This is a genomic window from Streptomyces olindensis (assembly GCF_040645895.1).
In the GTDB taxonomy this organism is placed as follows: domain Bacteria; phylum Actinomycetota; class Actinomycetes; order Streptomycetales; family Streptomycetaceae; genus Streptomyces; species Streptomyces olindensis.
Window position 1 is genome coordinate 16,267 of the sequence record NZ_JBEYZD010000004.1, and the last position, 23,001, is coordinate 39,267.

General features: G+C 74.2%; 18 protein-coding genes. 15 read left to right on the top strand and 3 right to left on the bottom strand.

Annotation, left to right across the window (positions count from 1 at the left end):
- Positions 1-19 precede the first annotated feature (19 nt).
- Genes ABZ948_RS03210 through ABZ948_RS03225 form a run of 4 tightly spaced genes read left to right on the top strand, consistent with a single transcriptional unit; the run spans position 20 to position 6,032 of the window.
- Positions 20-1,357, top strand: a complete 1,338-nt coding sequence (locus tag ABZ948_RS03210) for a condensation domain-containing protein (RefSeq protein ID WP_359756751.1) — start codon at positions 20-22, stop codon at positions 1,355-1,357.
- Positions 1,354-2,400, top strand: a complete 1,047-nt coding sequence (locus tag ABZ948_RS03215; RefSeq protein ID WP_359756752.1) for an alcohol dehydrogenase family protein — start codon at positions 1,354-1,356, stop codon at positions 2,398-2,400. The genes ABZ948_RS03210 and ABZ948_RS03215 overlap by 4 nt, the downstream gene beginning before the upstream one ends.
- Positions 2,397-5,609, top strand: a complete 3,213-nt coding sequence (locus ABZ948_RS03220) for a non-ribosomal peptide synthetase (RefSeq protein WP_359756753.1) — start codon at positions 2,397-2,399, stop codon at positions 5,607-5,609. Before ABZ948_RS03215 ends, ABZ948_RS03220 begins: the two co-directional genes overlap by 4 nt.
- Before the next feature lie 57 nt (positions 5,610-5,666).
- Positions 5,667-6,032 (top strand): acyl carrier protein, encoded by a 366-nt coding sequence (locus ABZ948_RS03225; protein WP_359756754.1) that lies wholly within the window; start codon positions 5,667-5,669, stop codon positions 6,030-6,032.
- Here the strand turns inward: ABZ948_RS03225 and ABZ948_RS03230 are convergent.
- Positions 5,944-8,016 carry an AfsR/SARP family transcriptional regulator gene (locus ABZ948_RS03230; RefSeq protein WP_359756994.1) on the bottom strand — a complete coding sequence of 691 codons (2,073 nt, stop codon included), beginning with the start codon at positions 8,014-8,016 and terminating at the stop codon, positions 5,944-5,946. The two genes, ABZ948_RS03225 and ABZ948_RS03230, sit on opposite strands and share 89 nt — an antisense overlap.
- A 136-nt stretch (positions 8,017-8,152) precedes the next feature.
- Here ABZ948_RS03230 and ABZ948_RS03235 point away from each other — a divergent pair, with 136 nt between their 5' ends.
- On the top strand, positions 8,153-9,031 hold the full coding sequence (locus ABZ948_RS03235; protein ID WP_359756756.1) for an alpha/beta fold hydrolase: 879 nt from the start codon (positions 8,153-8,155) through the stop codon (positions 9,029-9,031).
- A 174-nt stretch (positions 9,032-9,205) separates the two neighbouring features.
- Positions 9,206-9,574, top strand: a complete 369-nt coding sequence (locus ABZ948_RS03240; RefSeq protein ID WP_359756757.1) for a hypothetical protein — start codon at positions 9,206-9,208, stop codon at positions 9,572-9,574.
- A gap of 133 nt (positions 9,575-9,707) precedes the next feature.
- On the opposite strand, the gene ABZ948_RS03245 is transcribed toward ABZ948_RS03240, so the two are convergent.
- A complete protein-coding gene (locus ABZ948_RS03245) occupies positions 9,708-10,877 on the bottom strand; it encodes a DSD1 family PLP-dependent enzyme (RefSeq protein WP_359756759.1) in 1,170 nt (389 codons plus the stop codon).
- Between the two features lie 341 nt (positions 10,878-11,218).
- On the opposite strand from ABZ948_RS03245, the gene ABZ948_RS03250 reads away from it, so the two are divergent.
- Both ABZ948_RS03250 and ABZ948_RS03255 read left to right on the top strand, forming a co-directional pair.
- Entirely contained in the window at positions 11,219-12,040 is an 822-nt protein-coding gene (locus tag ABZ948_RS03250; protein WP_359756760.1) for a lipase family protein, read from the top strand.
- Positions 12,041-12,339: 299 nt separating this feature from the next.
- On the top strand, positions 12,340-13,401 hold the full coding sequence (locus ABZ948_RS03255; RefSeq protein ID WP_359756761.1) for a peptidoglycan recognition protein family protein: 1,062 nt from the start codon (positions 12,340-12,342) through the stop codon (positions 13,399-13,401).
- A gap of 10 nt (positions 13,402-13,411) precedes the next feature.
- Here ABZ948_RS03255 and ABZ948_RS03260 read toward each other — a convergent pair whose 3' ends face one another.
- Entirely contained in the window at positions 13,412-14,893 is a 1,482-nt protein-coding gene (locus ABZ948_RS03260) for an alpha/beta hydrolase (protein WP_359756763.1), read from the bottom strand.
- 147 nt (positions 14,894-15,040) lie between these two features.
- Between ABZ948_RS03260 and ABZ948_RS03265 the strand changes: the two genes are divergently transcribed.
- The 7 genes from ABZ948_RS03265 to ABZ948_RS03295 are packed head-to-tail and all read left to right on the top strand — an operon-like array spanning position 15,041 to position 22,933.
- A complete protein-coding gene (locus tag ABZ948_RS03265; protein ID WP_359756765.1) occupies positions 15,041-16,297 on the top strand; it encodes an ATP-grasp domain-containing protein in 1,257 nt (418 codons plus the stop codon).
- Positions 16,294-17,130 carry a Rossmann-like domain-containing protein gene (locus tag ABZ948_RS03270; RefSeq protein WP_359756767.1) on the top strand — a complete coding sequence of 279 codons (837 nt, stop codon included), beginning with the start codon at positions 16,294-16,296 and terminating at the stop codon, positions 17,128-17,130. The genes ABZ948_RS03265 and ABZ948_RS03270 overlap by 4 nt, the downstream gene beginning before the upstream one ends.
- Complete coding sequence (locus tag ABZ948_RS03275; RefSeq protein WP_359756769.1) at positions 17,127-18,215, top strand: PLP-dependent cysteine synthase family protein; 1,089 nt, start codon at positions 17,127-17,129, stop codon at positions 18,213-18,215. The genes ABZ948_RS03270 and ABZ948_RS03275 overlap by 4 nt, the downstream gene beginning before the upstream one ends.
- The gene (locus ABZ948_RS03280) at positions 18,212-19,264 is read left to right on the top strand and encodes a mandelate racemase/muconate lactonizing enzyme family protein (RefSeq protein ID WP_359756771.1); all 1,053 of its coding nucleotides are present in this window, start codon (positions 18,212-18,214) and stop codon (positions 19,262-19,264) included. The genes ABZ948_RS03275 and ABZ948_RS03280 overlap by 4 nt, the downstream gene beginning before the upstream one ends.
- A complete protein-coding gene (locus ABZ948_RS03285) occupies positions 19,248-20,483 on the top strand; it encodes an MFS transporter (RefSeq protein ID WP_359756773.1) in 1,236 nt (411 codons plus the stop codon). Before ABZ948_RS03280 ends, ABZ948_RS03285 begins: the two co-directional genes overlap by 17 nt.
- 41 nt (positions 20,484-20,524) lie before the next feature.
- A complete protein-coding gene (locus ABZ948_RS03290) occupies positions 20,525-21,334 on the top strand; it encodes a class I SAM-dependent DNA methyltransferase (RefSeq protein ID WP_359756995.1) in 810 nt (269 codons plus the stop codon).
- A 15-nt stretch (positions 21,335-21,349) separates the two neighbouring features.
- A complete protein-coding gene (locus ABZ948_RS03295) occupies positions 21,350-22,933 on the top strand; it encodes an ABC transporter substrate-binding protein (RefSeq protein ID WP_359756775.1) in 1,584 nt (527 codons plus the stop codon).
- Positions 22,934-23,001: the final 68 nt, after the last annotated feature.

Here is a 23,001-nt window from a genome sequence, read left to right on the forward strand (position 1 = left end):
GGCCGAGGGGGAGACACGCATGGCGAAGAGGGCCGGGACACCGGAGCGCGCGGCACCGCGGGACGGCGCCGGCCTGCCCCTGTCGTACGCCCAGCAGGGCATGTGGTTCCTGGAGCGGCGCGCCGGCACCACCCGGTACGCCGACCCCATGACGTTCCGCCTCACCGGCGAGCTGGACGCGACGGCGCTGCGGGAGAGCATCGAGGAACTCGTCCGCCGCCACGAGGCGCTGCGCACCCGGTTCCCCCTCGTCGACGGCCGGCCCGTCCAGACCGTGGCCCCGGACGTCCCGGTGCCCCTGTCCCTGACGGACCTCACCGCGCTGCCCGCGGCGGACCGTGAGGACGCCGCCGCCCGGTTCCTGGCCGAGGACCTGCGCCGCCCGTTCGACCTGGCCGGCGGGCCCCTGGTGCGGGCGGCGCTGCTCAGGCTGGCAGCGCAGGAGCACATCATGAGGATCACCCTGCACCACCTGGTCTCCGACGCCTGGTCCTGGTGGGCGGTGCTGCTGAGAGAGCTGGAACAGCTCTACGCCGCACGGCTGTCCGGGCGGCCCTCCCCCCTGCCGCCCGTGCCGACCCAGTACGCGGACTTCGTGCGCTGGCAGCACGACTGGCTCACGGGCCCGGCCTACCCCGCACACCTCGCCTACTGGAAACAGGCGCTGGCGGACGTGACCCCGCTGCCGCCGCTCAGCCTGGCCCGTCCCGCGCCGCCCGGGGAGACACGGCCCCCGCGGACGAAGTGGCTGACGTTCCCGCGGCCCTTGTACGACCGGCTGCGGGCCACCGCCCGCCGCGAGCGCGTCACCCTGTTCATGCTGCTGTTCGCCGCGTTCACCCGGGTGCTGCGCCGGTACGTGGACACCGACGACATCCTGGTCGCCACCCGGGGCGGATTCCGTACCCGGGCCGAGTTCGAGAAGGCCGCCGGCTTCTTCGTCAACCTGCTGCCCGTGCGGACCAGGGTGACCGAGGACGGGGAGTTCCGTGACCTGCTGCGCCAGGTCCGCCGCAACCTGCTCGGCGTCTACGCCCACCGTGACGTGCCCTTCGAGCGGCTCGCCGCCGACCTGGGGCTGTGGCGGCCCGGATTCCGGCCGGCGATCAGCGTGTGCGTCTCCTTCCAGACCACGCCGGAGGTGCCGCCCGCGCTGGAAGGGCTCGACGTGACACCGGTCGACCACGATCCCTTCTCGCCCTACCCCCTGGACCTGGGTTTCTACGAGGACGCTGGCGCGCTGCGCGCCCTGCTGACCCATCACCCCGACCCGTACGACGACACCGCCGCCGGACGCCTGCTCGACGACCTGCGCCAGGTGCTCGACGCCGCCTGTCGCGAACCGGAGGAGACATGAGAGCGCTGCAGTGGCACGGCACACGCCGGGTGGCGGTCGCCGACGACGTGCCCGTGCCCCGGATCGAGGACCCGGGGGACGCCGTCGTCCGTGTCGTCCGCAGCGCGATCTGCGGCACCGACCTCCACCCGTACCGCGGCGAGATCGCAGGCTTCACGCCGGGCACGGTCACCGGCCACGAGTTCACCGGCGTGGTCGAGGCCGTCGGCCCTGAGGTGCACGGCCTGCGGACCGGCGACCGGGTCGTCGCCTCGGACATCATCGCGTGCGGCCGGTGCGGGTCCTGCCGCCACGGCTGGCATTACCAGTGCGACCGGGTCGGCCTGTTCGGTTACGACACCGTGGTGGGCACCCGGGCATACGCCGGAGGACACGCCGAGTACGTGCGGGTGCCCTTCGCCGACGTGGTGCTGTTCCCGATCCCCGACGACGTCGGTGACGAGCACGCTCTGTTCATCGGCGACGTCCTCGCCACCGGATACGCGTGCGCCGTGGGCGCCGGGGTGCGGCCGGGGGACACGGTCGCCGTGGTCGGCTGCGGTCCCGTGGGCCTGCTCGCCCTGGAGGCCGCCCGGATGCTGGGCGCGGCCCGGGTGCTCGCCGTCGACCCGCTGGAGAGCAGGCGCCGACGGGCCGCCGAACGCGGCGCCCACCCGGTGCCCGGCGGGCCCGACGCCGCCCGGGAGATCGCCGACCTGACCGACGGGCGTGGCGCGGACGCCGTCCTGGAGGCCGTCGGCACGGACGCCGCGCTGCTGACCGCGCTGCACGCGGTCCGGCCCCGCGGGGTGGTGTGCGCGGTGGGGGCCCACGCCTCCGACGCCATGCCCCTGCCGACCCGGCTCGCGTTCGCCAAGGAGGTCACGCTGCGCTTCGCCGTCGGCGACCCGATCAGCGACCGTGAACCGCTGATGAACCTGGTGCGCGGCGGCCGGATCGATCCCACCTTCGTCGTCTCGCACCGGATGCCGCTGGCCGAGGCCCCGGAGGCGTTCCGGCTGTTCGACTCCGGGGCGGCCGGCAAGGTGGTGCTGGTCCCGTGAGCATCTCCACGACCGCCCCCGCGGCGGCCGGGGGCGCGGCCCGCTCCGACCGCTGCGCGCACGAGCCGGTGGAGCGGCACGCCCGCGACACACCGGACGCCGTCGCCCTGCTCTGCGGCGACCGGCGCCTCAGCTACGCGGACCTCGACCGCCGCGCCGCCCGGCTGGCCTCCCGCCTGCGCCGCCTCGGCGTCGGCCCCGACGTGCCCGTGGGCCTGCACCTGACCCGGTCCGTCGAACTGGCCGTGGCGGTACTCGCCGTGCTCAAGGCAGGCGGGGCGTGTCTGCCCCTGGACCCCTCCTATCCGCGCGAGCGGCTGCGGCTCGCCCTGGAGGACAGCGCTGCCCCGGTCGTCCTGGCCCAGCGACGGCCGCCCTTCGACGACACGGCGTACCCGGGCACCGTCCTGTGCCTGGACGACACGTGGGAGGAGGAGGCCGACCGGGAGGACGCCGCAGGAACGCGGCGCCCCGGCTCCTCCGCCGTGCCGAAGCCGCAGCACCTGGCCTGGATCGCGTACACCTCCGGCTCCACCGGGACGCCCAAGGGGGTGGCGCTCGAACACGGCCCGCTCGTCAACCTGGCCCGGCAGATCGCGCGCCGCCTGGACCTGGGGCCGGGCGACCGCGTCCTGCAGTTCGCCTCCATCGGCTTCTCGGTGGCCGCCGAGGAGATGCTCGCCACCTGGGCCGCCGGAGCCTGTCTGGTGATGGATCCGGACGAGGCGCTCGCGGACAGCGCCCGCCTGACCGCCGTCGTGGAGCGGTACGGCGTCACCGCCCTGCAGCTCACCCCCGCCTACTGGTACGAGTGGCTGCGGGAACTGGACCACGACGGCACCCCGCGCCCACCCGTCTCGCTGCGGCTCCTCGTCGTGGGCAGCGAGCAGGTCTCCGCGCACCGCGTCGCGGAGTGGCTGCCCACCGGGGTGCGCCTGGTCCAGGAGTACGGCGCGACGGAGGGCACCGTCTCCCAACTCCTGTACGAAGTGCCCAGCGACGCCGAGCAGGTGAGGACCTGGCCCCGGGTGCCCATCGGCACCCCGCTGGCAGGCGTGCGGGTACGGGTGCTGGACGAGCGTCTGCGCCCGGTCCCGGACGGCCGGACCGGCGAGCTGTACCTCGCCGGGGACTGCCTGGCGCGCGGCTACCTGGGACGGCCGGAAGCGACCGCGCAACGCTTCCTGCCCGACCCGTACGCCGACCGTCCGGGCGCGCGGATGTACCGCACCGGCGACCTCGTGCGCCGCCGGGACGACGGTGTGCTGGAGTTCCTCGGCCGTGCCGACCACCAGATCAAACTCCACGGCGTGCGCATCGAACCCGGCGAGGTGGAGTCGGCGATCGGCCGCTACCCGGGCGTCGCCGCGAGCGCCGTGTTCGCACGCCCGACGGCGGCCGGAACGGACCAGCTGTGCGCCTGCGTGGTCTGGGAGGACGGCCACGACCCGTCGGGCCTGCGCGCCCACCTCGCGGCCGTCCTGCCCCGGCCGCTGGTGCCGGCGCGCCTCTTCCCGGTCACGGAACTCCCGCTGAACCCCAACGGCAAGGTGGACCGCCGCGCCCTGCCGCACCTGCCCCTCGACGAGGAACCGGACCCGCCGCACGGCGCCGCGCCGCGCACCGCGCTGGAGGCGGCCGTCGCCGGAGTGTGCGCGATGGCCCTCGGCATTCCCCGGGTCGGCCCCGACGACGACGTCTTCGCCCTCGGTGGCGACTCCCTCACGGCCACCCGCATCGCGGCCGGTCTGCGGGAGGCGCTCGCCCTGGACGTACACCAGCGCACGGTGTTCGACGCGCCGACGGCGCGGGCGCTGGCACGGGTCGCCGCGGAACTGCGCCGCGCCGGCGGCGAGGTCACGGCGGGCCCGGTCGGGGATTCCCGGAGGGACGGGGAGGACGGCGCGGGCACGGAACCCGAGCACGCGCCCCTGACCTCCTCACAACTGCGCATGTGGCTCCAGCACCGGATGACGCCGGCGAGCGCCGCCTACAACGAACCGGTCGTCCTGCGCCTCAGAGGCGACCTCGTGCCGTCCGCGCTGGAACACGCCCTCCGGCAGGTCGTCCGGCGGCACGGGGCGCTGCGCGTCACGATCGGCACCGAGAACGGACACCCCGTGCAGTGCGTCGCACCGCCCGGCGCCGCCGCCCTCACCCTGCGGATCACCGACCTGTCCGACGCTCCGCCGCAGGAGGCACGCCGGATCCTCACCGAACGGGCCACCGCCCCCTTCGACCTGGCACGCGGACCCCTGCTGCGCGCGGACCTGTTGCGCACCGGCCCGGCCGACCACGTGCTGGCGCTCGTCTTCCACCACATCGTCTACGACGGCTGGTCGACCGACGTGCTCTTCCGGGAACTGCCGGAGCTGTACCGGGAGGCCCTGACCGGAGTGCCGGCGCGACTGCCGCTCCTGCCGGTGTCCTACGCCGCGTACGCCTCCCGGCACGGCACGCCGGACCCGCCCGCGACGGACGGGCAACTCGCCTACTGGAAACAGGCGCTGGACGGCGCCCCGGCCCGGACGACACTGCCGCCCACGCGTGACGCGGCAGGGCCGCCCGCGGCGGGACTGGCCTGCCCGTTCTCCGTCGGCTCCGGCGTCGCGGCACGCCTGCGGGAGCTGGCCGCGGGGGAGCGCGCCACGGCGTACACGGCGCTGCTCGCCGGCTTCCTCGCGTTCGTCCACCGGGAGAGCGGTGCCCGTGACCTGGTCGTGGGCTCCCTCGTGTCGGGCCGGGGACGGCCGGAGACCGCCGGGATGATCGGGCTGTTCACCAACACGGTGGCGTTGCGGGTGCGCCTCACGCCGCGCATCACCTTCCGGCAGCTGCTGCGCCGGACCAGGGACGTGGTGTACGGCGCGCTGGAGCACCAGGACGTGCCCTTCGACCACGTCGTGCGGGAGCTGCGGCCCGCCCGGGACCGGCAGCGCAATCCGCTGTTCCAGCTGATGTTCTCCTACGACGGCGTCCCGGTGCGCGCGCCCGAACTCCCCGGTCTGGTCGCGGAGCCCGTGCGGGTCGACACCGGCTCGGCGAAGTTCGACGCCACCGTGATGCTCGAGGAGGACGCGGACGGCGGCTTCGCGGGTGTCCTCGAGTACGACCTGGCCCGCTACGACGAGTCGACCGCCGGCCGTTTCACCGCGGCCTTCCCCCCGCTGCTCGCCGCGCTGGCCGAGGACCCCGACGCCGAGCTGTGAGGAAGACACAAGCCCCTGTCCCGACGACCGCCCCCCAACGCAACCCATGGAGGAACTGTGACTGACAATCCGGCCAACCCGGAGACCCACTTCTCCGCCACCCTGACGGACCGGCAGTCCCCGCACCCGCCGGGTGACGCGGAAGCCGCGGCGGAGGTGGTGCGCAGGATCTGGGCCGAAGTACTGGAAGTGGACGCCGAGTCGATCGACGTACACCGCGGTGACTTCTTCGAACTCGGCGGATACTCGCTGCTCGCCCTCCAGGCCATCGGCAGGATCCTGACGGAGTACGGGATCGGCGAAGTGGAGTCGGTGGAGTGGGAGGGGGAGCTCCTCAACCGTCTCTTCGAGAGCGCCACTCCCTGGGCCCAGGCCGAGTTCCTGGCGGAGAAGGGCTGCGGCAGTCCGACCGAGACCCGCTGACCGGCAGGGTGTTCGACCGGGGCGTCCGGCGCCCCGGTCGAACACCCATCCCCTCCAAGGCCGTCAGCACCTCGTCCACCGGCCCGAACGTGAGCATGGCGGTCGTTCCGCCCGCGACCTCGCCGCGCAAGGGGGAGAGGGCGTCGTGTGCCTGTGCCGCGAGTGAGGTGTCCTGGAGTCGGAGTGCCGTGTGCGCGGTCACGGCCCAGAGCGTGTCGTACAGGTGGTCGGCGGGGGGTGCCGGCAGGGCGGCGGCGGTGCGGCGGGCCGCTGCGGTGTTGCCGCGGGCGAGGTCGACGAGGGGCTGGGCCCAGGGGCGGTAGGGGCCCCAGTCGAGGGCGGGATCCGTCGGCGCGGGGCGTGCGTGACGCAGGCGGAGTGAGAGGAGCGCGAGCGGGAGGAGGCCGGCTTCGACCCCGGGCATGCCCGCGCCGGCGAGGTCGGTGGCCAGGGTGCGGTAGGCGTGCGCGACCTCGGCGGGGTCGTCGGATCGCTGTGCCAGCCGCATGGTCCGGAAGGCGGCGGTGAGCGTGTGGACGAGCGGGGTCTCGTGGAGGGTGGCGAGCCGCTCGGCCGCCATGACGTGGTGATGCGCGGTCTCCATGGCCGTCTCGCCGCGGGCCGCGCAGACCTGGAGCCTGATCAGATGCCCGAGGATCTCGAACGTCGGCAGGTCGTGCCGGGCGGACAGATCGATGAGCTCGCCGGCGATCGCGTCGCGTTCCGCGGTGTGCCCGGGCTGCTGGAAGGACTGCACGAACCGGGCGTTGAGGGCAAGTACCAGGATGCCCGGGTCGTGGAGCTCCCGGGCCAGGCGCTCGGCCTCGGTCGCCGCTTCGGCGGCCCAGCGGTCCCTGCTGCCGCGGTGTTCGAGCCCGACGGTGGCGAGGAGGCGGGCGCGCAGCGCCGGCGAGGCCCCCGGCCCCAGTCGGCGCAGGGTGCGCCGGGTGGTCGCGACCAGGGCCTCGGACCGTTCGGGATCGTCAGGGCGCGTCCAGATGGTGGGGACGTCGTACGCCGCGATCACCCGGGCGGTCAGGTCGGGGTCCCCGGTCCGTTCCGCCTCCGCGACGGCGGCGGCGCGCTGTTCCTGGGCGAGGACCAGGTTGGTGCCGCCGGTGATAGCGGCGGCCCTGGCCACGGTGCTCATCGAGCGCAGCCTGGTGTAGGTCCCCGTCGCCTCGGTGCGGGTGAGCAGGCGCAGCCGGTCCTCGTCCCGGGACGTGGGTGTGAGGTGGGGAGCGTGGCGGAGGATGTCGCGTTCCAGATGGTCGAGACCGTCCGCCGACGCCAGCCCGAACCGCTCCAGCAGCCTCGTCCGCGCGCCGCGCAGCGAGGCAAGCGCGTCGACCTGGCGGCCGGCCTGGTAGAGGGCACGGGACAGCAGGACCCAGGCGTGCTCGCGCCACGGGTGTGTGGTCGCGAACGCTTCCAGTTCCGGGACGAGGGGCGCGCCTCGCCCGAGGTCGAGCACCGCCCGGGCGCGTGACTCGACGGCCTGGCGGTGCAGTTCGGCCAGGCGGGCGCGTTCCGGGGCCAGCCAGGGCGAGGCGTCCAGGTCCGCGTACGGTTCGCCCCGCCACCACGCGAGCGCTTCGCCCAGCGCACCGGCCACCTCGCCGGCGGTGGCGTCGCGCACGGCCCGGAGGGTGTCCTCGAACCGGTGGGCGTCGACGTGCGCCCGCGGAACGCGCAGGGCGTATCCGGTACCGACGGTCTCGATGACCCGCGAGCGGGTGCGCGGGGGACGATCCGGTTCGAGGGCGCGGCGCAGTTCCGCCACGAAGGTGCGCACCGTCCCGGCGGCCGTGGGCGGGGGATCCTCCCAGAGGTCGGCGACCAGCGCCGACAGCGGGACGGCCCGGCCGCCGGCGGCGACCAGGCGGCCCAGCACCTCGCGGCGGCGCCGGCTGCCCACCGCCACGGGACGGCCCCCGGCATCCGTGACCTCGATCGGTCCGAGCACCTCGACGCGGATCTCCATGGGCTCATTGTCGTCCGGCGCCCGCTCCGGAACGCCGCCGCTGATCCGCTGCTGACCCGGCTGCCCGATCCTCCTCTCGTTCATCCGGCCACGGGTGAACGGCAGTGGCGCACGACGTTCGAAGAAGGAGACGACGATGGGCATCACCCTTCCGGGGTTCACCACCAGGTCGATCGGGGTGGCCGACGGCATCGAGCTGAACGCGGCGGTCGGCGGGGAAGGACCGGCACTCGTGCTGCTCCACGGCTTCCCCCAGACCCACCTGATGTGGCGGCACGTCGCCCCCGCCCTGGCCGCGCACCACACCGTGGTCTGCCCCGACCTGCGCGGCTACGGCGCCAGCAGCAAGCCGGACCCGGTCGGCGAGGACACCTACGCGAAGCGGACGATGGCCGCGGACATCGTCCGCCTGGCCGACGCACTCGGGTTCGACCGGTTCGCGCTGGTCGGACACGACCGTGGCGCGCACGTCGCCTTCCGGGCGGGCCTGGACCACCCGGACCGGATCACCCACCTGGGAATCCTGGACATTGTGCCCACCCTGGACACCTGGAACGTCCTGCGCGGCGTCCACGCGGCGGTGGGCTTCCACCTCTACCTGATGGCCCAGCCGCCCGGCCTGCCCGAGCAGCTGATCTCCCGCAGCGCCGACGCGTTCTTCGGCCACTTCCTCGACGTCTGGTCCACCGGCTCCGACGCGATCCCGCCGGACGTACGTGCCGAGTACCTGCGCGCCTGCCGGGGCGCCGTCGCGTCGATCGTCGCCGACTACCGGGCCACCGCGACCGTCGACATCGCACACGACCAGGCCGACCTGGACGCCGGCAACCGCCTCAGCATGCCGGTGACGGTCGTCCAGCAGGACTGGGGCCGGCAGCTGGGCTTCGACGCGGCCGCCGTCTGGCGGCCGTGGGCCACCGACCTCCGGCACTTCACCACCGAGGCGGGCCACTTCATGGCCGAGGAGGCCCCCGAGGACATCGCCGCCCTGATCCTGGACCTGGTGAAGCGCTGACCGCCCCGGGGCCGGCAGGAACTCCGGGACCATCTCGCCCCGGGAACCGACAGCGTCGCCCTGCGGCTGCCCGGATTCGGCGAACCGGCGCCGGCGGCCCTCGGTGCCGGCAAGGACGACGACGCCGAGTGACTGGCCTACGAGCTCCGCCGACTCCCGGGCCCGGTCGATCTGGTGGGACACGACTGGGGCGCCCTGCCGGTCTACCGCATCGCCACGGCCTACGACGTGCCGTTGCGCAGCTGGATCGCCGACTGCGCGAGCATCCTCCATCCCGACTACGTCTGGCACGACGTCGCCCGGATCTGGCAGACACCGGCTCACGCGCGGGCGATGCACGAGCGGTTCGACGAGCCGATGGGGCGGGCCATCCTCGGGCTGTACCGCTCGGCGCTGCCCAACCCGTACGCGGACTGGGGCGCCGGCCTCGCCGGGACGAGCGCGCCCGGTCTCGTCCTCACCGCCGCCGACGATCCGTTCGACGACCAGGACGTGGCCCGTGACATCGCCCGGGGCTCGCCGGCCCGCAGGAGGCGCTGGTGAAGCCCGGACTGGCGGAGAGGGCCGTCGAACTGGCCGCCGGTGAACCCCGCTACGCCGAACCCGGCCCCACCCGCGGGGAACTGCTCACCGCCGTGAACGGCACCTGAGGCGGCCGCGGACACAGCCACCCGGCTCACCAGCCGGTGACGCGGGGCCAGTACGCCTGGATCGCGGGGGCGGAGCCGGCTGTCCGGCCGCTGTCGATGACGTGGTAGCCGTGGTGCTGGGCCGCGGTGGCGCAGGCGTGGTTGGGCAGGACGCGCAGGCGGGTGCCCACCGGCAGGTCGGGCAGGCGGGCGCCGTCGCGGGCGGTGAGAGTGCCGTGCTCCTGGCTGGCCGCCGTCATGACCAGGCCGGGGACGAGGGTGCCGTCCAGGTCGGTGACCAGGCCGTAGCCCTGGTCCTGCGGCTGGGCGGCGGTGCCGCGGTCGCGGGACATGGCCATCCAGCCGCCGTCGGTGAGGACCCACCCGTGTTCGGGCCGGTGGCCGATGACGGTCACGACGACGGACAGGGCGAGGTCGTCGAGGCCGCAGACGCCGAGGCCGGCCATCACCAGATCGAAGAAGACGTAGTTGCCGGCGCGCAGTTCGGTGACTCCGGTGAGGTCCTCGGCGGCGTGGGCGGTGGGGGTCGAGCCGACGCTGACGGTGTGAACGGGGAGGCCGGCCGTGCGCAGGCGTTCGGCCGCGGTCACGGCGGCGTCGCGTTCGTTCCGCGCCGCCAGGAGCTGGTCATCGGCGGTGTGCGCGAAGTAGGACTCGCCCGCGTGGGTCAGGACGCCGTCCAGACAGCCCGCCTCGTGCAGCACCCTGCCGATCTCGGTGAGTCGGGGCGCGTCGGGCTCGAGGCCGCCCCGGTGGCCGTCGCAGTCGATCTCGATCTGGGCGGGGAGAGGCAGACCGGCCCCGTGGGCGGCTTCCGCGACGGACACGGCCTGCTCGACGCTGTCCAGCAGGACGCGCAGGCGCACACCGCGGCGCAGCAGCGCGATCACACGGGGGAGCTTCTGCGGGGCGATGCCGACGGCGTACGTGATGTCGGTGTAGCCGCCGTCGGCGAACGCCTCGGCCTCGGCGAGGGTGGAGACGGTGACCGGGCAGGGCGGCGTGCCCTCGTGGAGGAGGGCGGCGACGTCGAGGCTCTTGGCCGTCTTGACGTGCGGGCGCAGGGTGACCCCGAGGCGGTCGGCCCTGTCCCGCAGGCGGGCGATGTTGCGCAGGGTCCGGTGGACGTCGACGACGGCGAACGGGGTGTCCGGGTCGGCCAAGGTCCGTGCGGTGGCTGGGCTCGTGGTGCTCACGGGACTGTTCACAGGGGGACGTCCATGTTCTCCGCCCTTTCATTGGCATGGTCGGACAGCGCCGGCGCGCGGGCACCAGGAATTGGATTTTCTGTCTAAGTGTAGATGTGAAGTCTAAATATGCGGCTCGCCGGCTGTCCAGTGCGGTCCGGACGCACAGGCGCCAGGCGGGCGGCACGGCAACGTGCAGCGGCGGCTCTGCCCGTACGGATGAATTCCGCCCGGGGCGCCGTCCGCGAGGCGTGTCGGACCCGGGGGCGTCACGGGCCGGTCGGTACGACGGGACCCGGTGCCCGGCCCTCGGGGCGGGCCCGTCCGACTCCACCGCCGAAAGGGAACTCGTGACCGCTCCCGTCACCCTCGACCACCGCGTCTCCGGCTACAACCTGCGGCACGCCTACTGTCTCGCCCTGGCGTGCGCGCTGGCGTACAAGGACCGGTCCACCATCGAGCAGCAGGCGAACAAGTGGGGCTTCGGCAGCGTGCGTCACCACGAGACGCGTTTCACGCCGCCGTTCCCGCTCCAGGACACGCAGGCGTACACGCTGGCCAGCGACCACATGATCATCACGGCGTTCCGTGGCACGGAACCCGCGCAGATCAAGGACTGGCTGACCGACGGCACGGCGCCGCCGCGGCGCGGTCCGGACGGCACCGGGTACGTCCACCACGGCTTCGCCGAGGCGCTGGACTCGATCTACCCGGACGTCCTGGCCACGCTCGACGAGTGGCGCACCAACGGCCAGAGCGTGTGGTTCACCGGGCACAGCCTCGGCGGGGCGCTGGCGATGCTCGCCGGGGCGCGGATGTACCTGGAGGAGCCGCGGCTGGCGGCGGACGGTGTCTACACCTTCGGCCAGCCCCGCACCTGCGACCCCACGCTGGCCGCCGCGTACGACAAGGGCTACAAGAACCGCATGTACCGCTTCGTCAACAACAACGACGTGGTGCCGCAGCTCCCGCCGGAGCCCTTCTACACGCACGTCAGCGCCCTGCGGTACATCGACTCCCACGGCCGGATCCGCGAGTCCATGCCCCTGATCGGCGGGCTGGCCGACCGGGTGAGCGGGATGACCGCCGACCTCTTCGCACCCGCCGGCGACGGTGTCCGGGACCACTTCATCGACGCCTATCTGAAGGTCCTGGAGAAGAACCTGGACTGAGGCGCCCGGCCGCCCGGCCTCGGCCGGGCCCGTAACCCACGAGCGGGCCCGGACCGCGCCGGTACCCGCGGGCGGGCCCGGACCAAGGCCGTCCCCCTGATGCGGCAGCGTCGTAATCCCGCCGAATTTGCGGACGTGGTGTACGGCGAGGTGAGCGACGGGGCGAGCGGCGCGAGAATGGTGGGGGCCTGGCGCGGCGCACGCGGCACATTCGGGCGAAACGATCCGCCAGGCAGGCTCCGCAGTTGCGACCGCTGTCTTCACCCCGGCACGAGCGCGCCGAAACGGAGGACCGACGCATGGCCACACCGCTCACCGCCGCCCGGCTCGTCGCCGCGTTGAAGGCCGAGGGCTGCGCCGTTCACGAGGTCAGTGGCTGGCGCACCAACAACCGTAATCACAAAGGGCCTTGGGGGCCCGTCCACGGCGTGATGATCCACCACACCGTCACCGGGCCCGGCACGGACGTCGTCGGGCTCATCTACCACGGCCACAGCGCCCTGCCCGGACCGCTCGCCACCGGCTGCATCACCAAGGACGGCGTCGTCCACCTGACGGGCAACGGCCGCGCCAACCACGCCGGCGGCGGCGACGGCGACGTGCTGAACGCCGTCATCGGCGAGTCGTACGGCGCCTACCCGCCCCCGACGCACGAGCACGACGGCTCGGGCGGCGCGGTCGACGGCAACGCCCGCTTCTACGGCTGGGAGTGCGAGAACAAGGGCGACGGCAGGGACCCCTGGCCGCCCGCCCAGTACCTCGCCATGGTCAAGGCCACCGCCGCGGTCTGCCGCGCGCACGGCTGGGGCCACAAGAGCGCGATCGGCCACCTGGAATGGAGCGACTGGAAGGTCGACCCGCGCGGGTTCGACATGGCCGGCTTCCGCCGTGACGTGGCCGACGCCCTGGCCCTCCCGGCGGGCCTGTGGGAAGGAGAGGACCCCATGCCCCAGTACGTCAACCTCGGTGTCGCCGGGCGGTACCAACTCCCGCCGGGCGCCTGGGACTCGGTGGAGTTCGCCACCGAGTGGAGCGACGAGACCGGCGATCACGCCACCGGCGGGAGCGTCTTCGCCCGGGGACCGGCCCGTTTCAGCGGGACCGTCAGCCTCCACCTCGACGGGCTGCCGGCGGGCGCTGTCGTCCAGGCGCGCATGTCGGAGTACCAGGGCGACCAGCACCGCGCGGACCACCCGATCCACGAGATCGTGGGGACCGGCGGCGGCACCTTCGCCGTCCTGCCCATGACGAAGCGCATAGCGTCGGGGCGCAGCATGCGCGTGCGGCTGCTGAACCAGGCCGGCGTCCCGGTCACCGTCGCGAGCGCCGTGCTGACCGTGCTGGTGTGGAAGGAGGCGTGAGCCCCCGGGGTCACTTCGGCGCCGGGAGGCCGCGGCCCTGGCAGCGCACGTTCGCCGCGGGCACCGTCCCGTCCACCAGGTAGGCCGCCGCGGTGCTGTCCACGCACGCGTCGCCGCGGCTCGCGAACACGCCGTGGGAGTAGTCGTCGTCGAGGGTGACCAGGCGTGAGCCGGGGAGCAGCCGCTGCAGGGAGCGGGCTCCCTCGACCGGCGTCACGGGGTCGTGCGCGGAGGCGACCAGGAGGACCGGCGGTGCGGCGGGGCTGCCGAGCGGGTTGCGGTGCGCGGGCCGGTGGTGCCAGTAGGCGCAGGTGCTCGCCTCCATGCCGGTCAGCACCGGCTGCGGGTCGGCACGGCGGGTGCGGCGGATGTCCGCGACGATGTCACGGGGGGTGGGGCCCGGCCCGTCGGCGCACTTGACGACGCGGTTGGCCGCCTCGTACGTGCGGGAGTCCGGGCCGTCGAAGGGGGCGGCCGGGCGCAGCGCGTCGACGCCGCCGTCGGTCAGATAGGCGCGCAGCCCGGCGGCCAGGCCCGCCCACCGCTCGGTGCGGCCCAGGGCGCGGTACACGGCCCGGTCGAACTCCGCCGGTCCGAAACCGGCCACCGGCCGTGCGGCGAGCCCCCGGCGCACGCGCAGGTAGGACGCGCGCACCTCGGCCGGTGTCCCGCCCAGCCCGAAGTGCCCGGCGGCCCAGGCGAAGAAGGTGTCACGCTGACGCAGCAGCGCCCGGCTCTGCAGGACGTCGAAGTCGTACCAGTCCCAGGGGCCGACGACGCTGTCCAGCACCATCCGGCCCACGCGGTGCGGGAATAGGGCCGTGTAGGCGGCGCCCAGGTAGGTGCCGTAGGAGACGCCGAGGAAGCTCGTTTTCGGTTCGCCGAGGGCGGCGCGTATCGCGTCCATGTCGTACGCCGTCTGCTCGGTCGACAGGTGCGGCAGCAGGCGGCCCGCGTGCGCGGCGCAGTCGTCGGCCATGGCCCGCAGGGACCTCAGGTACGTCCGCTCCGCCGCGGGCCCCACCGGGACCGGGTCGCCGCCCGGGCTGTCGAAGAGGCCGCCCATCGGGCCGCAGGTGACGGGGGTGCTCCGTCCGGTACCGCGCGGGTCGAAGCCGATCACGTCGTAGGCGCGCCGCACGCTCTCGGGGAGTTTCGCCCGCTTGGTGACCGCGTAGGGGAGTCCGGAGCCGCCCGGGCCGCCCGGGTTGACCAGCAGGATGCCGCGCCGTTCGGCGGGCGTGCCCGAGGCGCGGACCCGGGATACCGCCACCTCGATGCGCGGGCCTCGGGGGTGCCGCCAGTCCAGCGGCACGGTGAGCCGCCCGCACTCCACGCGCTCCGGAGCGGCCGGCCGGGGGACGGAGTCCGGGCAGGCGCCGAAGCGCAGGGTGGAGGGCGGCTCCGCCGCCCGGACGGGGGCGGCCGGGAGCAGCGCGGTGGCGGCCGTGAGGGCGCACAGCAGTGCCGTGCGGCGTGCGGGACGGGTCAAGGGGTTCTCCGGAAGATCTTCGCCCAACCAGGTGACAATGAAAATGATTATCGATAGCGTCTCCGGCGGCAACACCCGGCGCCCTCCCCCCGGAGGGCTCGCCGGGCTGCCCGCACGCCTCGAACTCATCGTGGAAAAGGGGGAGTTGTGGCTCATCTGTTGGTGGTCGAGAGCTGGGTCGGCGCCATGAGCAGACTGCTGCCGCGGGCGATCCGGGAGAACGGGCACACGTTCACCTTCCTCACCCGCGACCTGCATCACTACCTGCGCTCGGCACCCGAGGGGACGGCCCATCCGCTGCTCGGCGCCCGCCATGTCATCACCGCCGACACCAACGACATCGAGGCACTGCTGCCCGAGGTCGAGCGGCTGCACGAGGTGTTCGGCTTCGACGGGGTCGTCACGTCCTGCGACTACTACCTGCCGGCGGTGGCCCGGATCGCGGGCCGTCTCGGCCTGCCCGGCCCCGGTCCGGAGGCGGTCGAGAACGCCTGCCGCAAGGACGCCACCCGCCGCCTCCTCGACGACGCCGGAGTCCCGGGCCCGCGCTTCGCCGTGCGCGAGGAGTGGACCGACATCGCCCGAGCGGCACGGGAGATCGGCTATCCGCTGGTCGTCAAGCCCGTCGACCTGTGCGCGGGCATGTACGTGCGCCGGGTCGACGACGAGGCCGCCCTCGCCGCCGCCTGCCGGGCCCTGGCCGACTTCCCGGTCAACGCCCGAGGACAGCGGCGCACGCCTGTGGTGCTGCTCGAAGAACTGCTCGACGGGCCCGAGGTGAGCGTCGAGACGGTGTCGCACGCGGGCGCGGTCCAGGTGGTCGGCGTGACCGACAAGAGCGTCGGCGGGGCACCCGCCTTCGTCGAGACCGGGCACATGTTCCCGGCCGCCCTGGCACCGGCCGACACCGACGCCGCCGAACAGACCGCCCTGGCCGCGCTCAAGGCCCTCGGCCTGACCGACGGGGTCGTGGCGCACACGGAGATCAAGCTGACCTCCGCCGGACCGCGCGTGGTCGAGGTCAACCCCCGGCCCGCCGGGAACCGCATCACCGAGCTCATACGCCACGTCACCGGCATCGACCTGGCCGCCGCCTTCGTCGACGTCGCCCTGGGCCGCGCACCCGACCTGCGGCACACCGACACCGGGCTGCGCAGCGCCGCCATCGGCTTCCTGGTGCCGGACGCCTCGGGCACCCTCGAAGCGCTGGACGGCAGCGGGACCGCCGACCGGCCCGGGGTGCTGGAGGTGCAACTCGCCGAGCCCGGCAGGACGGTGAAGGCGGCCGGCAGCAACAACGAGTACCTGGGGCACGTCATGGCCGGCGACGCCGACGGACTCGGGGCCCGCGCCCGCGTCGAATCCCTGCTGGACGAACTGCGCTCGGGACTGGTGATCCGATGACCACCGCCGTCACCGGCACGTCCTACGACGACCTCGTGGCGCGGGTGCGCGACGGGGCCCTCGGACCCGACCCGGCCACCCTGCGCGTCTCCGTCGCCTTCACCACCCGGCAGGCCGTCCGGCACGCCGGGCGCGGCACCGGCTACCGCAACGAGGTCCTCAGCCTCCGCCTCGCCGAAGCCGTCGGCTCCTGCGCGGTCGAGCCCGGGGCACTGCCGGACAGCGCGGTCGAGGAGTGCGTCGGCGCCGACGTGGCCCGACTGCTGGAGCACCCGCTGCCGCCGGTGCGCGTGGCCGCCCTCGACGCCTACCTGATGCACGTCCTGCCGCACACCCCGGACCAGGGGGCCGCGCCCGTGCCGCTGCCCGCCGGGTCGTCGCTGGAGAAGTCCCGGGCCCGGGCCGAGGCCGTCGTCGCCCTGCTCGACCTGCCGCCCGGCGCCACCGTGCTCGTGGTGGGCGTCGTCAACTCCCTGCTGGAAGCGCTGCGTTCCCGCGGCCTGCGCTACGTCCCCTGCGACCTCAAGGGCGGCGCGACCGAGTGGGACGAGCCGGTGGTCACCGACGCGCTCACCGCGGCCGACGGGTGCGACGCGCTGCTCGTCTCCGGCATGACCCTGGGCAACGGCACCTTCGAACCGCTGCGACGGCACGCCCTGGCCCACGGCAAGCAGCTCGTGATGTTCGCCCAGACCGGCAGCGCCGTGCTGCCCCGCCTCCTCGGCCACGGGGTGAGCGCGGTGTGCGCGGAGCCGTACCCGTTCTTCTGGCTCGACGGCGGCCCCGGTGTCGTCCACCGCTACCGCGGCTCCTGTCCGGGAGGCGGCCGATGACCACGACGGCGCTCCGGCCGGAAGCACGCCGGGAACTGCTCTCCCTGCTCGGCCGCACCCCACTGGCCCGCATCACCGCCGACCTGCCCGGCCCCCACCCCGGCTTCTGGGCCAAGCTCGAAGGGCTCGCGGCAGGCGGCATGAAGGCACGGGCCGCCGTGTCGATGCTGCTCGGCGCCCGCGAGCGCGGCGAACTGCTGCCCGGCGCCCCGGTCGTGGAGTCCACCTCCGGCACCCTCGGCATCGGACTCGCCTTCGCCGGACAGGCCCTCGGACATCCGATCGTGCTGGTCGGCGACCGGGAACTGGAGCCGTCCATGCGGCAGTTGCTGCGCTCCCACGGCGTGCGGCTGGAGATCGCCGACCGCCCGGCCGAGCCCGGCGGCTGGCAGGCCGCACGCCTCGCCCTGCTGCGCGACCTGCTCGCCGAACTGCCCGGCGCCTACTGGCCCGACCAGTACAACAACCCCGACAACACCGCCGGCTACGCCTCCCTGGCCGCCGAACTCGCCGTGCAGCTCGACCACCTCGACATCCTGGTGTGCAGCGTCGGCACCGGCGGCCACAGCGCCGGCGTCATCGGCCCGCTGCGCCGGCACTGGCCCGCCCTGCGGCTCATCGGCGTCGACGCCACCGGCTCCACCATCTTCGGCCAGCCCGCCCGGCCCCGGCTGATGCGCGGCCTCGGCAGCAGCATCCACCCGCGCAACGTCGCCTACGACGCCTTCGACGAGGTGCACTGGGTCGGCCCCGCCGAGGCCGTCGACAGCTGCCGCCGGCTGGCCCGGGGCGCCTTCGTCAGCGGCGGCTGGAGCACCGGCGCCGCCGCCCGGGTCGCCGCCTGGGCCGCCCGCGTCCACCCCGGGGCGGTCGTCGCCACCGTCTTCCCCGACGGACCGCACCGCTACCTCGGCACGGTCTACGACGAGGAGTTCACCACCGCCCACGGCCTCGACCCCGCCACCGCCGCCACCCGGCCCGTCGAGATCCCGCACCCCTACGCGGCGGAGGCCGCCGGCTGGGTCCGCTGCACCCGCGTCAGCGACCCGCTCGCCGCCCCCGCCCTCCGGAAAGAGAGCCCGTGAAGTCCAGCCTGCGCACCGTACGCCTCGCCCTCGCCGAGCCGCTGCGCATCTCCCGTTCCACCATGGCCGCACGCGACGCCGTGTGGCTGACCGTCGAGCACGACGGACTGCGCGGTCACGGCGAGGCCGTCACCAGCGTGTACTACGGGCTCGGCACCGAGACACTGGTCCGGCTCCTCACGGCCGTGGACCTGAGCCGTTTCGCCGACCCGGAGAGCGCCCTGGAGGCCCTGCGGGCCGGGGAGTTGTTCCCCGACGACGCGCCGCCCATGGTCACCGCCGCCGTCGAGTCGGCCCTGCTGGACCTCGCCGGCAAGCGCGCGGGCGTCCCCGTGCACCGGCTCCTCGGCACCGACGCGACCCCCGTCGCCGCGACCGCCCGCACCATCGGCATCACCGCCCCGGCCCACGCCGCGGCGGAGGCCCGCCGCCTCGCCGCGCGCGGCTTCGAGATCGTCAAGGTCAAGGCGGGCGCCCCCGACCCCGAGGACGACATCGAGCGCGTCCGCGTCATCCGCGACGCCGCCCCGCGGGCACGGCTGCTCCTCGACCCCAACGGAGCCTGGTCCGTGGCGCAGGCCGACGCCCTGCTGCCACGCTTCGCCGACCTCGGGGTGGAGGCCGTCGAGCAGCCCCTCGCCCCGGGCGATCCGGAGGCCCTGGCCGCCCTCGCGCAGCGCGCGCCGCTGCCCGTCATCGCCGACGAGGACGCCGTCGGCCTGGAGGACGTCCGCCGCCTCGCCGGACGCGTCCACGGCGTCAACGTCAAACTCGCCAAGTGCGGCGGGGCGCACGCCGCCCTGCGCATCGCCGAGGCGGTCGAGGGCAGCGGCACCGCGCTGATGCTCGGCTGCCTCACCGCCAGCACCCTCGGGCTCGCGCCCGCCGTGCACCTGGCCGACCGGGCCCGCTGGGCCGACCTCGACGGGCACCTGCTGCTCGCCCACGACCCGTGGACCGGCATCGGCGGCGCCGACGGCGTCGTACGGGCGAGCGGCCTTCCCGGACTGGGCGTCGAGGAGGTGGCGGCGCGTGCGGACGTGGCATGAGATGAAGCGCTTCCCGCTCGCCGTACGGCTGCTGCTGGTGAACCAGCTCGGCGTCAACACCGGCTTCTACCTGCTCATCCCCTACCTCGCCACCCACCTCACCGAGAACCTCGGCCTGTCGGCGGCGGTCGTCGGCATCGTCCTCGGCGTCCGCAACCTCAGCCAGCAGGGCCTGTTCATCATCGGCGGCTCCGCCTCCGACCGGCTCGGCGCCCGCGGCATCATCATCGCCGGCTGCGCCCTGCGCACCCTCGGCTTCGCGCTGTTCGCGCTCGGCGACGGGCTGGCCGTGCTGCTCGCAGCCTCCGTGCTCAGCGGCGTCGCCGGGGCCCTGTTCAACCCGGCCGTGCGGGCGTACCTCGCGCAGGAGGCGGGGGAGCGCAGGGCGGAGGCGTTCGCGCTGTTCAACGTCTTCGCCACGACCGGCGCACTCGTCGGGCCGCTGCTGGGCAGCGTGCTGCTCCTCGTCGACTTCCGCACCTCCGCGCTGACCGCGGCCGGCATCTTCGCGGTGCTCACCGTCGCGCAGGCCCTCGTCCTGCCCGCGCGCAGGGCCGAACCCAGCGGCGGCAGTGTCCTCGGCGACTGGCGGGAGGTGCTCGGCAACCGGGCGTTCCTGGCCTTCGCGCTCGCCATGGTCGGCATGTTCACCCTGGAGAACCAGCTGTACCTGCTGCTGCCGGCCGGGGCGCGGGAAGCCACCGGCTGGGACGGGGCGGCGGGCATCGTCTTCCTCGTCGGCACGGTGGCCAACCTGGTGCTGCAGCTTCGGATCACGCGGAGCCTGAAGTCCCGTGGCAGCAGGGGACGCTGGATCGCCACCGGCCTGGCGGTGACGGGGCTGGCCTTCCTGCCGCCGGCCTTCCTGCCGGGCATCGTGCCCGTCCTGGCCGGCGCCCTGCTGCTCTACGTCGGCGTCATGATCGCCCAGCCGTTCGTGATGGAGCTGATCCCCGGCTTCGGCCGCCCCGAGCTGACCGGCACGTACTTCGGGATCTTCTACGTCGTCTCCGGCGTCGCCGCGGCCCTCGGCAACACCGCCGTCGGCTGGGCCATGGACACCGGTGGGCAGGGCGCCGCGTGGCTGCCCTGGGTGTGCTGCGCCTGCCTGGGCCTCGTCTCCGCGCTCGGCGTGGCCTGGCTGCACCGGCTCCACGCCTTGCCCGCGAGCACGGCCCCGGACCTCCCCGCCCCGGCGGGGGAGAGGAGCAAGGCGTGACCAGCGGCTCCGAGGGGCGAGCCACGAGCAGCGGCCAAGGCGTGACCAGCGGCTCCGACGGGCGATCCGCGAGCAGCGGCAACCTCCTCACCGACAACCCGGCGCTGTACGAGGCCCGCTTCCCCGACGCCGAACGGCTGGCCGCCCGCTGGACGGAGGACTGCCTGCGCCGGCACGGGGCCGGGCCGCGCGTGCTGGACATGGGCTGCGGCACCGGCCGGGACGCCGCCGCGCTGCACCGGGCCGGGCGGACGGTGACCGGCGCCGACCTCTCCGAGGCGATGCTCGCCCACGCCCGCACCCGGCATCCCGGCCCCGAGTACGTCCGGGCCGACCTGCACGGCTTCGACCTCGGCACGTTCGACGCCGTCGTCTGCCTGGACAGCTCCCTGCTGTACTGCCACACCAACGACCAGCTCGACGGCTTCCTCACCTCCTGCCGCAAGGCCCTCGCCCCGGGCGGCCTGCTCGTCGCGGAGATGCGCAACGGCGCCTACTTCCTCGGCCGGACCGACCTGCTCGACCGGCCCGCGGTCAACGAGTTCACCTGGCAGGGCACGGCTCACCGGTCCACCACCACGCTGACGGTGGACCGCACGGCCCAGCTGCTGCGCCGCACCCGCGTCTGGACCACCGACGACGGATCACCGCCCGTCACCCAGCACTCCGCCTGGCGGCTGCTCTTCCCGCAGGAACTGCGGCACCTCCTCGCCGCGCACGGATTCGAGGTGCTGGAACTCCACGACGGCCCCGGCCCCCGCACCGAACCCCCCTGGACCGAGGGCGAGGTGCCCGGCCGCAGGACCGACGCGGACCGGCTGCACCTCGTCGCGCGAACGCTCACCCACTGACCCGAAGGACCAGCCATGAACGACGAACGCCTGCCCGGCGAACGCTTCCCCGGCCTGCGCCGCCGCGGCTTCCTCGCCGCCACCACCGGTGCCGCCGCCCTCGCCCTCGCCGGCTGCGGCGGCGGCACCGACGACCAGGCCGACAGCGGCGGCGGCGGAACGCCCCGGCGCGGCGGACGCCTGCGCGCCGCCTTCGCCGGCGGCGGCGCCAGCGAGACCCTCGACCCGCACCTGGCCAACCTGTTCGCCGACGTCGCCCGCGCCAAGGCCCTCTACGACAAGCTCGCCGACTACGGCGCCGACCTCTCCGCCCAGCCCCGCCTCGCCGAGAAGTGGCAGTCCAACAAGACCCTCGACCGCTGGCAGGTCACCCTGCGCGAGGCCACCTTCCACGACGGCAAGCCGGTCACCGCCCAGGACGTCCTGCACAGCTACCGCCGCATCGCCGACCCGAAGCAGGCGTTCCGCGCCAAGGCCTCCCTGGAACCCATCGACCTCGACGCCAGCCGCGCCCGGGGCGAGCGGACCTTCGAGTTCGTCCTCAAGCGCCCCACGGCCGAATTCCCCAACATCCTGGCCGCGTTCGGCGCGTACATCGTCCCCGAGCACGCGGGCGACTTCGACAGGAAGCCGATCGGCTCCGGCCCCTTCCGGTTCGTGTCCTTCACACCCGGCCGCTCCGCCGTCTTCCGCCGCCACGAGGACTACTGGGACGGCGCCCCGCACCTCGACGAGATCGAGTTCGTCGTCGCCAACGAGGAGTCCGCGCGGGTCAACGCCCTCCTCGCGGGCCAGGTCGAGTACGCCCACGAGCTCAACCCCACCACCGCCCGGGCCCACGAGGGCCGGGGCCAGATCGAGATCGTGCGGCTGCGCAACAGCGCCATGCAGGCGTTCTGCATGAAGACCGACCGGCCGCCCTTCGACGACAAGCGCGTCCGCGAGGCGTTCTTCCTCATCGCCGACCGCAGGGAACTCGTCGACGGCGCCCTCTCCGGCGCGGGCGAGGTCGGCAACGACCTGTTCGGCAAGGGCTACGAGTACTACGCCGCCGGACTGCCCCAGCGCGAGCAGGACCTCGACCGCGCCCGCGCCCTGCTCAAGCAGGCCGGTGCCGAGAAGCTGAAGGTCACCCTGGACACCTCGGCCGTCGCCGCCGGCTTCACCGAGGCCGCGAGCATCTTCCGCGACCAGGCCGCCGGAGCGGGCGTCACCATCGACGTGAAGACGGGCAGCAAGGACTCCTACTGGAGCGACATCCTCGACGGCGGCACCCTGTGCTGCTACCGCTCCGGCGCCATGCCCATCGAGGCCCACATCTCCCAGCGCCTCCTCACCGACTCCACCACCAACGCCACCCAGTGGCGGCACAAGGACTTCGACGCCCTCTACCAGCAGGCCCAGTCCACCCGCGACAAGACCGAGCGGGCCGCCGTCTACGAGCGGATGCAGCGCCGCCTGTACGCCGAGGGCGGCTTCCTGATCTGGGGCTTCGCCGACTGGATCCTGGGCACGTCCCGCAAGGTCAGGGGAGTCGAGACCAAGGCCCCGGCCAACACCCTCGACTGGGCGCGCTTCGACAAGGTGTGGCTGGCGTGAACAGCGCCCCGAAGGGGCGCGGGGCTGCATCGATATGCGGCTCCGCCGCGGGGCGCGACAAGCCACGA

What these genes read in the sequence shown, in the direction of transcription:
- ABZ948_RS03295 (WP_359756775.1), top strand. Translation starts at nt 21,350, where the DNA reads ATGAACGACGAACGCCTGCCCGGCGAACGCTTCCCCGGCCTGCGCCGC.
- ABZ948_RS03235 (WP_359756756.1), top strand. Translation starts at nt 8,153, where the DNA reads ATGGGCATCACCCTTCCGGGGTTCACCACCAGGTCGATCGGGGTGGCC.
- ABZ948_RS03230 (WP_359756994.1), bottom strand. Translation starts at nt 8,016, where the DNA reads ATGGAGATCCGCGTCGAGGTGCTCGGACCGATCGAGGTCACGGATGCC.
- ABZ948_RS03210 (WP_359756751.1), top strand. Translation starts at nt 20, where the DNA reads ATGGCGAAGAGGGCCGGGACACCGGAGCGCGCGGCACCGCGGGACGGC.
- ABZ948_RS03270 (WP_359756767.1), top strand. Translation starts at nt 16,294, where the DNA reads ATGACCACCGCCGTCACCGGCACGTCCTACGACGACCTCGTGGCGCGG.
- ABZ948_RS03275 (WP_359756769.1), top strand. Translation starts at nt 17,127, where the DNA reads ATGACCACGACGGCGCTCCGGCCGGAAGCACGCCGGGAACTGCTCTCC.
- ABZ948_RS03215 (WP_359756752.1), top strand. Translation starts at nt 1,354, where the DNA reads ATGAGAGCGCTGCAGTGGCACGGCACACGCCGGGTGGCGGTCGCCGAC.
- ABZ948_RS03255 (WP_359756761.1), top strand. Translation starts at nt 12,340, where the DNA reads ATGGCCACACCGCTCACCGCCGCCCGGCTCGTCGCCGCGTTGAAGGCC.